Raw genomic sequence first — 12,072 nt, 5'->3', positions numbered from 1 at the left:
TTCGTAAAGGAGAACTACACAAAATAAAGAATCAGCCTTAAAAATTAGTACATAATAAAACCAGTGTTTTTATTAATTTTGTCCAAAAATTAACCCAACATACTTAATAAATGACGGTCAGTTGGCCGTCTTTTCGTTCAGCACTGTTTTAAAGTTAATCAAAGCCCATGAAGCGTTTACTGTTTGCCTGCGCTATTCTATCCCTGCTATCTTCCTGTGCCAGTAAGAAACGTCTGGCCGAGATCAAAGCCCTTCAGGAAGCTCGCGACAAAGCCCAGGCTTCGTTGAATGATTGTGACCGGCGTACAGCTGATCTGCGGACTCAACTGGCTACTCGGGAAACCGATATCCAGAATAAGGATAAGCAACTGGGTGACCTGCAGAACCAGTTGGACTATCTGAAGAAGAATAACACGAACCTGCTTGATCGCATGGCCGACCTCTCTGTTGTGAGCAAGGCTGGTGCCGAGAGTATGAAAAAATCGCTGGAGACGATTGCTGGTATGTCGTCGTCTATGCAGAAGAAAGATTCGATCAACCTCGTTCTTGTCAGAAGCCTGAAACGTTCGCTGGAAGATGTGAACGACGAGGACGTACAGGTTGAGGTCCGCGGTGGGGTTGTCTACGTATCAATCTCCGACAAAATGCTGTTCCGTTCAGGTAGCTACGATATTAACGCCCGCGCCGAAACGGTCCTGGGTAAAGTGGCCAAAGTAGCCGCTGATCATAAAGACCTGAACATCCTGGTTGAAGGCCATACGGACATCGTACCTATTTCAACCCAGTACATCAAAGACAACTGGGATCTTAGCGTTCTGCGTGCAACGTCAGTCGTTCGGATGCTGCAAACCAAATTTGGTATCAGCCCAGCGCGTCTGACGGCTGGTGGTCGTGGCGAATATGCGCCCAAAGCCGACAACGCTACGGCATCAACTCGTCAGGTAAACCGTCGTACGGAAATTATCCTGACACCGAAGCTTGATCAATTCTTCAATCTGGTTTCAACCGGCGAAGAAGGTCCCGCTACTGATGCCAAGTAAGGCATTACGTCAGTTCTAAATAAAATGACCCGGGCGAAGTCGCCCGGGTCATTTTATTTAGAGTAGTATTTCCTCCGTGATCCGGATCGAGAACGACGCATTGAATACTTGCCCTGCCCCAACCTGCTGAATGGCTTCCTTTTCCTGAATCGGCACGGCCTGGTCTTCGCTGTCGGCGCACCCAAGCCAGGGCTCAATACAAACGAATGAAGCACCGGGTTTTGCCCAGATCCCTAAGTAAGGAAAAGCTGTAAAATCGAGCGTAATGGCTTTACTATGTCTCCAGCTTTTCAGAGAAACCTGACGGGATTGCAGCGATTTGAAAACAAGTGCATCCTGATCAAACAAATGCTTCGTCAGCGGCAAACGGGTATCTTCGGCCTCCAGTTCAACAGGGCGGGTTTGGCCCGTAAATAAACCCGCCGATGACAGAACATGGGTTTTCAATTCTTCTTCTTTGTCAAATTCAATGTAATAATCCTCGTACGCTTCTTCTTCATTGAACGGAACACGAAACGCCGGATGGGCACCAACTGAGAAGTACATCGTCTGCTCATCCTCATTCTGTATCCGGTATGTTACCTGTAAGGTTGATTCGTTCAGTTCATAAATGATCTGAAACTGGAAGCGATACGGATAAACCGCTTCCGTTGTGCTGTCTGACGACAGGGAAAATACGGCGTGAGATGCTGTTGACTCTACCTGCATGAACGTCGACTGACGGGCAAATCCATGCCGCTCCATCGGGTAACCCTTTCCGCCGATGTGCAGCTGATTGTTCAGGCACCCCCCAACTACAGGAAATAAATTAGGCGCGTGCCACCCCCACACCGATGGATCGGCCTGCCAAAGGTGTTCAGTATTCGTTGGCTTATGAACAATAGATGTTAGTTCAGCGCCTTTCGGCCGGATACTAACCTTGAGCTGGTCGTTTTCTAAGGTCGTCATACCTCACAAAACTACAAAAGCCATCCAATGTTGGATGGCTTTTGGCGGTTAATCTATGAACAGGCAGATTAGAACCGGAAGTGCGAGAACGCTTTATTGGCTTCTGCCATGCGGTGCGTATCGTCTTTCTTCTTCACAGCAGCACCTTCCCCTTTCGACGCAGCAACGATTTCAGCAGCCAGCCGGTCTACCATTGTTTTTTCACCCCGCGAACGAGCATACCGGATCAGCCATTTCATGCCTACCGAGACCTTCCGGTCTGCCCGTACTTCGGTGGGTACCTGGAACGTAGCACCACCAACGCGACGGCTTTTCACTTCGACCGACGGCATAACGTTATTCAACGCCTTCTTCCACACGTCCAGACCACTGTCGTTCGTGCGCTTGGCGACTACGTCAAGTGCATCGTAGAAGATTGAGTACGCCAGGCTTTTTTTGCCTTCGTACATCAGGTTGTTCACAAATTTGGTTACCAGGACCTCCTTGTATTTAGGGTCGGGCAACACGTAACGCTTGGGCGGTTTCGCCTTTCTCATTGTGTCTTCAGATTTTTGGTCTTACTCTGAGCGTGTCCATAGTACATCTTCACGCCCAGTCAGATTTTATTAATTACTTCTTTTTACCTTTTGCGGGAGCACCTTTACCAGCAGCAGGAGCCTGGCCTGGTTTCGGACGCTTGGCACCGTACTTCGAGCGGCTTTGCAAACGGCCGCTTACACCCGCCGTATCCAGCGCTCCCCGCACGATGTGATAACGAACTCCCGGAAGGTCTTTCACCCGGCCACCGCGGATCAGCACGATTGAGTGCTCCTGCAGGTTGTGGCCTTCGCCCGGAATGTAGGCGTTAACTTCTTTGTTGTTCGACAACCGCACCCGGGCCACTTTACGCAAGGCTGAGTTTGGCTTTTTAGGCGTCGTCGTGTACACACGCGTGCACACCCCCCGACGTTGAGGGCAGGCGTCAAGAGCCGGAGACTTCGACTTAAACTCCAGCTTCTCACGGCCTTTGCGTACTAATTGTTGTATGGTAGGCATACTAAATTTGGTTACAAAAAACAGTATTCTCGAAATTTGAGGTGCAAAGATAGCCAAAAGTGGCTGAATGTCAATGCATGAACTGGCATTTAGTGTGAAGTTTGTGGTTTGTAGTTCGTGGTTTCAGTTTAACTACAAACCACAACTTTCCTATGCTTGCCCAACCGGTCCGCTGAAACCCGATGGAAACCGGAAACTATCGTTCGGCTGATTGATGCCGCCGTAGGCTTCTTCGTACCGATTAATATTTTCGCGTAAGGCATCGAGCAACCGTTTAGCATGTTCAGGCGTCAGGATGATGCGCGCTTTTACCTTCGCTTTGGGTACTCCCGGCATCAACCGGATAAAATCCAGAATGAACTCGCTGTTTGAGTGAGCAATCATAGCCAGATTGGCATAAACGCCTTCGGCAATCTCTTCGGTCAGTTCGACATCAATCGAACCTTCGTTGTTAGGTTCCTGAGGATTCATAGCTGAAGTTGGTCTATAAAAAAGGGTCAGGCCAACTGGCCTGACCCTACTCATTAATTGCTATTTGAGCGTATTTTATACCGTTGCCCGGCGTTTGCTGCGTGCAAACTGCTCGCGCGACTCGGTAATCGTATCCAGCTCTTCTTTTGAACCAACGATGGCTTGCTGGTAGCGACGGATACCTGTACCGGCTGGTACGAGGTGACCAACGATGATATTCTCTTTCAGGCCCTGCAACGTATCCTGCTTACCACGGATCGATGCTTCACTCAGTACCTTCGTCGTTTCCTGGAAGGAAGCGGCCGACAGGAAGCTATCGGTCCCCAGCGATGCCTGCGTAATACCCAGCAGGGTCGGCTGCGACACGGCAGCCATTGCATCGCGGACTTGTACGAGCGCCATGTCCCGGCGTTTCAGGCTTGAGTTCTCATCCCGCAGACGGCGTGACGTTACGATCATACCTGGCTTCAGGTTCTCTGAGTCACCGGCATCAACAACCACCTTAGCGTCGAGAACCTTGTCGTTTTCTTCGCGGAAAGCCCACTTGTCCACAACCTGTCCTTCGAGGAAGTTGGTATCACCTGAGTCGATAATCTCAACTTTCTGCATCATCTGGCGCACGATGGCTTCAATGTGCTTATCGTTGATCTTCACACCCTGCAGGCGGTATACTTCCTGAATTTCGTTCACCAGGTACTCCTGAACAGCCGTTGGCCCTTTGATTGCCAGGATGTCGCTCGGCGTAATGGCACCGTCCGACAAAGGAGCACCGGCCCGTACGAAGTCGTTATCCTGGACAAGGATGAACTTCGACAGAGGCACAAGGTACTTCTTCTTCGTACCGTCTTTCGACTCGATGTAAATCTCGCGGTTACCACGCTTGATCGTACCATATGTAACGACACCATCAATTTCGCTTACCACGGCCGGATTTGACGGGTTACGGGCTTCAAACAATTCCGTTACCCGTGGCAGACCACCCGTGATGTCACGCGTTTTACCTACGTTACGCGGAATCTTTGCCAGAGGCTGACCAGCTTTGATAGACTGCCCCTCTTTCACAACCAGACGTGATCCAACCGGTAGGTTATAGCCTTTCTGGAGCTGGCCGTTACCAGTTTCATCGAGGTGCAGCAGCAACGTACTGGTACCGCTCACAACGATTGCCGGGTTCTTGGTTTTATCACGACTTTCGATGATCACTTTCTCCTGGAAGCCTGTCTGTTCGTCAAACTCCTCCCGATACGTGATACCGTCTTCAATCGCGTCAAACGTTAGCGTACCTGTCAGTTCGGATAGAATTACGGCGTTGTACGGATCCCAGGCGCAGATATCGTCGCCTTTTTTCACCATGTCGCCATCTTTCACCCGCAGGAACGCGCCGTATGGTACGTTGTTGCTGATGTATACCTGGTTGCGGTCATCCGGATTCACAATCCGAACCTCACCCGAGCGGCCCATTACGACCGTCTGGGGGTTACCTTCATTGTCTTCCGATTGAACCGTCCGCATCTCTTCGAACTCGATAAGACCATCGAATTTCGCCTTGATCGACGCGTCGACCGCGATGTTAGAAGCCGTACCACCCACGTGGAAGGTACGCAGCGTCAACTGAGTACCCGGCTCACCGATGGATTGCGAGGCAATTACTCCTACCGCTTCACCGATGTCTACCATCCGGCCTGTTGCCAGGTTCCGGCCGTAGCATTTTCCACAGACGCCCTGGCGTGATTCGCAGGTGAGTACCGAACGGATTTCAACCATTTCGATACTGGTTTCATCGATAGCAGCCGCAATTTCTTCGGTGATCTCCTCACCTGCGCCTACCATCAACTCCTTCGTCAGCGGGTTATATACGTCGTGGACAGTCGTGCGGCCCAGAATTCGTTCTGACAGTGGTTCAACGATATCCTCGTTGTCTTTCAAAGCCGAAATCTGAATACCCCGCAGCGTACCACAATCTTCTTCGGTTACGATAACGTCCTGCGCTACGTCGTGCAGACGGCGTGTCAGGTAACCTGCATCGGCTGTTTTCAGAGCCGTATCGGCCAGACCTTTCCGGGCACCGTGGGTTGAGATAAAGTACTCCAGTACGTCGAGACCTTCTTTAAAGTTCGACAGGATTGGGTTCTCAATAATCTCCCCAACTGAGCCCTGCAGGTTTTTCTGTGGCTTAGCCATCAGACCCCGCATACCGCCCAGCTGACGAATCTGCTCCCGCGAACCACGAGCCCCCGAGTGCATCATCATGAAGATTGAGTTGAAACCGCCCTGGTCAGCTTCCAACTGCTTCATCAGCGTTTCGGTGATCCGTGAATTAACGCGCGTCCAGATGTCAATAACCTGATTATAACGCTCGTTTTCCGTGATCAGACCCATCAGGTAGTTCTGCCATACGCTTTCAACTTCCTGCTTCGCTTCTTCGATCAGGCCGTTTTTCGCTTCCGGCACCTTCACGTCGCTCAGACCGATTGAAAGTCCGCCTTTGAAAGCCATCTGGAAGCCAAGTTCTTTGATTTCGTCAAGGAACTGAGCCGTCCGGGCACCGCCCGAAATCTTGAAGATCAATGCAATAATCTGTTGCAGTTTCTTCTTCGTCAGCAGTTCATTGATGAAACCTACCTCTTCCGGAACGGCCTGGTTAAACAAGACCCGACCTGCGACCGTATCAATCAGTTTAGTCACCAGCTCACCTTTCTCGTCCCGTACTTTTAAACGGCACTTGATATTGGCATGCTTCGACAGTTTGCCTTCGTTGATAGCGATGATAACTTCCTCAGGGCCGTAGAACGTCATGCCTTCGCCAACCACCGGGTATTCTGGCGTAGACTTGCGGCCTTTGGTCACGTAATACAGACCCAACACCATGTCCTGCGACGGTACCGTGATCGGCGCACCGTTGGCAGGGTTCAGGATGTTATGCGAAGCCAGCATCAGCAGTGAAGCCTCAAGAATGGCTTCCTGTCCCAGCGGCACGTGAACGGCCATCTGGTCACCGTCAAAGTCAGCGTTGAAGGCCGTACAGACAAGGGGGTGCAGCTGGATAGCTTTACCTTCGATCAGTTTCGGCTGGAACGCCTGAATACCTAAGCGGTGCAGCGTCGGAGCACGGTTCAGGAGAACAGGGTGGCCTTTCAGAACGTTTTCCAGAATGTCCCAGATAACAGGATCCTTCCGGTCAACGATCTTCTTTGCCGATTTCACCGTCTTCACAATACCCCGCTCGATCAGCTTCCGGATTACAAACGGCTTGAACAATTCAGCCGCCATGTCTTTCGGCAGACCACACTCGTGCAGTTTCAGTTCAGGACCTACTACAATCACCGAACGACCTGAGTAGTCAACACGCTTACCGAGCAGGTTCTGCCGGAAACGTCCTTGCTTACCTTTCAGCATGTCAGACAGTGACTTCAACGCCCGGTTTCCTTCCGAACGTACTGCGTTCACTTTCCGCGAGTTGTCGAACAGCGAGTCAACAGCCTCCTGCAGCATCCGCTTCTCATTACGCAGAATCACTTCCGGCGCTTTGATTTCGATCAGCCGCTTCAGACGGTTGTTCCGGATGATTACCCGACGATACAGATCGTTCAGGTCAGACGTAGCAAACCGGCCACCGTCGAGAGGCACCAGCGGACGAAGCTCGGGCGGAATTACCGGTACCATCTTGATTACCATCCACTCGGGGCGGTTCTCAATGCGGCCATTGGCTTCCCGGAAGGCTTCGACTACTTTCAACCGCTTCAGCGCTTCGGCTTTCCGCTGCTGCGACGTATCAGTTGCAGCCGCATGGCGTAGTTGATACGACAGTTCGTCCAGCTGCAGGCGTGACAACAGCATCTCCAGCGCTTCGGCCCCCATCTTGGCGATGAATTTGTTCGGGTCCTTATCGTCGAGGTGCTGGTTCGTGCTGGGCAGCTTGTCAATAATATCCAGATACTCGTCTTCCGTCAGGAAGTCCAGTTCCGAAATACCATCGGCGGCTTTGATACCCGGCTGAATAACAACGTACCGTTCGTAGTAAATAATCTGGTCAAGCTTTTTGGTCGAAAGACCAAGCAGATAACCAATTTTGTTCGGTAAGCTGCGGAAATACCAGATGTGCGCAACCGGCACAACCAGTTCAATATGGCCCATCCGCTCCCGACGAACCTTCTTCTCGGTCACTTCCACGCCACAACGGTCGCAGATAATGCCCTTATAGCGGATACGCTTATACTTACCGCAGTGACATTCCCAGTCTTTTACAGGCCCGAAGATGCGCTCGCAGAACAAGCCGCCCATCTCAGGTTTGTAGGTCCGGTAGTTAATCGTCTCCGGCTGTGTCACCTCGCCGTAGGAACTCTCCAAAATTGACTCTGGCGACGCCAGACTGATCGTCACGCTGGCAAAGTCGCTATTGAGTTTTTTGTTCTTTTTGAACGACATTGGTTGGAGATTTAATTTATAAAAGGAGGAAAGGGAGGAAGGAGGAAGGGGAGGAAAGAACGTGGATCAGGTAGCGACCTTCTCCTTTTTCTTTCTTCCCTTTCCTCCGTTCTCCTTATTCTAATGTAATTTCTAGCGCCAGACCACGCAACTCGTGCACAAGTACGTTGAACGACTCCGGAATATTCGGCTTCGGCAGGTTTTCACCCTTCACGATAGCTTCGTATGCCTTCGCACGGCCAACTACGTCATCGGATTTAACAGTCAGAATCTCCTGCAGGATGTTTGAGGCACCAAACGCTTCGAGCGCCCATACCTCCATCTCGCCGAAGCGCTGACCACCGAACTGAGCCTTACCACCCAGCGGCTGCTGCGTAATAAGTGAGTACGGTCCAATCGAACGGGCGTGCATCTTGTCGTCTACCAGGTGGCCGAGCTTCAGCATGTAGATGATACCAACTGTAACCGGCTGATCGAAACGCTCACCCGTCAGACCATTGTACAGATACGTCCGGCCAAACGATGGCAGACCTGCCGCATCCAGTTCGTCGGCAACCTGCTGCTCGGTAGCTCCGTCGAAGATCGGCGTTGCGTACTTGCGGTTCAGCTTCTGACCGGCCCACGCCAATACTGTTTCGTAGATCTGACCGAGGTTCATCCGGGACGGTACACCCAGAGGGTTCAGTACAATGTCGACCGGCGTACCATCTTCCAGGAACGGCATGTCCTCATCACGAACGATCCGGGCAACAACCCCTTTGTTTCCGTGACGACCAGCCATCTTGTCACCCACCTTCAGCTTGCGCTTCTTGGCGATGTACACTTTGGCCAGTTTAACAATACCTGCCGGCAGCTCATCACCTACTTCCAGGGTAAAGCGCTCCCGCTTGAAGCGGCCCGTAATTTCGTTACGCCGGTTGTTATAGTTCTTCACCAGTTGAATCACCATCTGGTTGACTTTGTAGTCGTCCGTCCAGCCTTCCAGATTCAGGTCGGCCAGCAGGTTTACTTCTTCCGGTACGGCGTAGCTGCTTTCGTCGCGGTATGGATTACGATCCGGGAACAGGTTATCCGTAATGTTCTTACGGTTGAACTTAACTCCCTTGCTCATAATTTCATCGCCGAACTTATGACGGATACCCTGGCTGGTTTTTCCGTCCAGCAAAGTCACCATCTTCTCGATCATCCGATCACGGAATGCCGACAGTTCACGACCGTATTTTTTCATGAGGGCTTTAACCTCATCCTTGTGCTTACCCCGGTCTTCTTTCGATGGCCGTGAGAACAGCTTCGTATCAATCACAACGCCTTTCAGCGATGGTGGTGCTTTCTTGGACGCATCCTTCACGTCACCCGCTTTGTCACCGAAGATAGCCCGCAGCAGTTTTTCTTCCGGTGTTGGATCGCTTTCTCCTTTCGGTGTAATCTTACCGATCAGGATGTCGCCTTCTTTCACCTCCGTACCAATGCGGACAATACCATTCTCATCGAGGTTACGAACCGTTTCCTCTGATACGTTCGGGATCTCTGAAGTCAATTCTTCTTCACCCCGTTTCGTATCCCGAACTTCCAGCTCAAACTCTTCAATATGAATAGACGTAAAAATATCCTCGCGGACAACGCGCTCAGAGATTACAATAGCATCCTCAAAGTTGTATCCCTGCCAGGGCATGAAGGCCACCTTCATGTTACGTCCCAGCGCCAGTTCACCAGCCTGGGTTGCGTATCCTTCGCAAAGCACATCGCCTTTCTTCACCTTCTGCCCTTTCAGAACAGTCGGCTTGAGGTTAATGCAGGTATCCTGATTGGTCCGACGGAATTTTATCAGGTTATACGTCTTCCGATCTTCGTCAAATGTTACGGCCAGCTGATCAGTGTCTAAGTCGTACTTAACGATAATCTTTGTTGAATCAACAAATTCGATGACACCGTTAGCCTCCGCAATCACCAGCGTCCGTGAGTCAACAGCTACCCGACCTTCCAGACCAGTACCCACGATTGGGGCTTCCGGACGGAGCAGCGGCACTGCCTGACGTTGCATGTTCGATCCCATCAAAGCCCGGTTGGCATCGTCGTGCTCCAGGAACGGAATCATCGATGCAGCCACCGAGACAATCTGGTTCGGCGCAATGTCCATGTAGGTTACGTTCGATGGCTCGGCCATTGGGAAATCACCCTCAAAGCGAGCTTTCAAACGATCAACCTGGAAGTTACCACTCGGATCAACACCCGCGTTGGCCTGTGCAATGTAGTGTGAATCTTCTTCTTCGGCGGTCAGGTACATTACCGGCTTATCCATGGCTACCTTACCGTTTTCAATCACCCGGTATGGCGTTTCGATAAAGCCCATGCTGTTAATTTTCGCGTAAACGCAGAGTGACGAAATCAATCCGATGTTCGGTCCTTCCGGCGTTTCAATGGTACACAAACGACCGTAGTGCGTGTAGTGTACGTCACGAACTTCAAAACCAGCCCGCTCGCGTGACAGACCACCTGGTCCCAGTGCCGACATACGACGCTTGTGCGTCACTTCGGCCAGCGGATTAGTCTGGTCCATAAACTGCGACAGCTGGTTCGTACCGAAGAACGAGTTAATCACCGACGAAAGCGTCCGGGCATTAATCAGGTCAACCGGCTTGAAATCTTCGTTGTCGCGAACGTTCATCCGCTCTTTGATGGTACGGGCCATACGTGCCAGACCGACACCAAACTGAGCGTATAACTGCTCACCCACAGTCCGTACACGCCGGTTGCTGAGGTGGTCAATATCATCGACTACAGCCTTCGAGTTAATCAGACCAATGAGGTACTTAACGATAGAGACAATATCCTCTGTCGTCAGGACTTTCATATCAGCTGAAATGTCCAGACCTAACTTTTTGTTGATCCGATAACGACCTACATCACCAAGGTCATAACGCTTGTCTGAGAAGAACAGACTCTGGATAATTTCCCGGGCTGTTTGTTCATCTGGAGCGTCAGCATTACGTAACTGCCGATAGATCTGCTCAACGGCCTCCTTTTCAGAGTTTGAGCTATCCTTCTGCAGTGTATTATAAATAATGTTATAATCGGCCATGTTCATGTCTTCCTTGTGCAGGATGACCGACTTCTGGCCAGAATCCGTAATGGTATCGATGTCGTCGGCCGTGATGGCAGAATCACGCTCCAGCAGCACCTCGTTACGGCTGATTGATACTACTTCACCCGTATCTTCATCCACAAAGTCCTCCGTCCATGTGCGTAATACCCGAGCGGCCAAACGACGGCCAATTGCCTTTTTAAGGTTAGCCGGCGTTGCAGGCACCTCTTCAGATAAACCGAACAGGTCCAGAATATCTTTATCAGAGCCAAAGCCAATAGCCCGCAGCAACGTCGTTACCGGAAACTTCTTTTTCCGGTCGATGTACGCATACATGACATTATTGACGTCCGTCGAGAACTCAATCCATGATCCTTTAAACGGAATGATACGGGCTGAATATAGTTTTGTACCGTTGGTGTGCTTGCTCATTGAGAAAAACACGCCCGGTGAGCGGTGCAGTTGTGAAACAATCACGCGCTCTGCTCCGTTAATGACGAAAGAGCCTTTCTCCGTCATATAGGGGATGTTACCGAGAAAAACCTCCTGCTCTATCGTCTCGAAATCCTCGTTATCAGGATCATTGTTCGACAGGCGCAGTTTGGCTTTCAAAGGCACTGAGTACGTTAAACCTCGGTCAATACACTCATCTACTGAGTATTTTGGAGGGTCAACTGAATAATCGATAAACTCCAGCACAAAGTTTTCTCGAGAGTCCGTAATCGGAAAGTTCTCCTGAAAAACCTTGTAGAGTCCTTCCTGCGAACGATGGTCCGAAGGAGTATCGAGCTGGAAAAAATCTTTGAAGGATTTTACTTGGATATCCAGAAAATCTGGGTATCCAATTACTGGCTGAATCGTCGCAAAATTTTTGCGTGTACTATTGGTTTTCGCGTTTGTAGCCAAGATTGTGCTTCGTTTAGTTGCGTAACCGATTCTATATAAGCGCATTGCGTAGCATTGCCTCTGCGCTTGATTTAGCGGCCATTCAGACCCCAGGCGTCACCCACCCAAAGGGGCGTAAAGGCGTAACGTATTTCTATAAAAATTAGTTTGTCATATACAAGTGTA

7 protein-coding genes are annotated in these 12,072 nt (G+C 50.7%); 1 reads left to right on the top strand and 6 read right to left on the bottom strand.

Annotated features, from left to right (window positions below):
- The first annotated feature begins 167 nt into the window (after positions 1-167).
- The gene (locus DYU11_RS14460; RefSeq protein WP_119668413.1) at positions 168-1,040 is read left to right on the top strand and encodes an OmpA family protein; all 873 of its coding nucleotides are present in this window, start codon (positions 168-170) and stop codon (positions 1,038-1,040) included.
- 57 nt (positions 1,041-1,097) lie between these two features.
- On the opposite strand, the gene DYU11_RS14455 is transcribed toward DYU11_RS14460, so the two are convergent.
- The 6 genes from DYU11_RS14455 to rpoB form a co-directional block, all read right to left on the bottom strand.
- Positions 1,098-1,988 (bottom strand): aldose 1-epimerase family protein, encoded by an 891-nt coding sequence (locus DYU11_RS14455; RefSeq protein ID WP_119668412.1) that lies wholly within the window; start codon positions 1,986-1,988, stop codon positions 1,098-1,100.
- Positions 1,989-2,056: 68 nt separating this feature from the next.
- The gene (gene rpsG, locus DYU11_RS14450; protein WP_119668411.1) at positions 2,057-2,524 is read right to left on the bottom strand and encodes a 30S ribosomal protein S7; all 468 of its coding nucleotides are present in this window, start codon (positions 2,522-2,524) and stop codon (positions 2,057-2,059) included.
- A 73-nt stretch (positions 2,525-2,597) separates the two neighbouring features.
- A complete protein-coding gene (gene rpsL / locus DYU11_RS14445) occupies positions 2,598-3,023 on the bottom strand; it encodes a 30S ribosomal protein S12 (protein ID WP_119668410.1) in 426 nt (141 codons plus the stop codon).
- Between the two features lie 150 nt (positions 3,024-3,173).
- Positions 3,174-3,494 (bottom strand): DUF3467 domain-containing protein, encoded by a 321-nt coding sequence (locus DYU11_RS14440; RefSeq protein ID WP_119668409.1) that lies wholly within the window; start codon positions 3,492-3,494, stop codon positions 3,174-3,176.
- Positions 3,495-3,569: 75 nt separating this feature from the next.
- Positions 3,570-7,919, bottom strand: a complete 4,350-nt coding sequence (rpoC, locus tag DYU11_RS14435; RefSeq protein ID WP_119668408.1) for a DNA-directed RNA polymerase subunit beta' — start codon at positions 7,917-7,919, stop codon at positions 3,570-3,572.
- A 115-nt stretch (positions 7,920-8,034) separates the two neighbouring features.
- Entirely contained in the window at positions 8,035-11,907 is a 3,873-nt protein-coding gene (gene rpoB, locus DYU11_RS14430; protein WP_119668407.1) for a DNA-directed RNA polymerase subunit beta, read from the bottom strand.
- Between the last annotated feature and the right edge of the window lie 165 nt (positions 11,908-12,072).

It is taken from the genome of Fibrisoma montanum, from assembly GCF_003583365.1.
Taxonomy (GTDB): Bacteria; Bacteroidota; Bacteroidia; order Cytophagales; family Spirosomataceae; genus Fibrisoma; species Fibrisoma montanum.
This window is presented reverse-complemented; position numbering and strand designations above follow the sequence as displayed.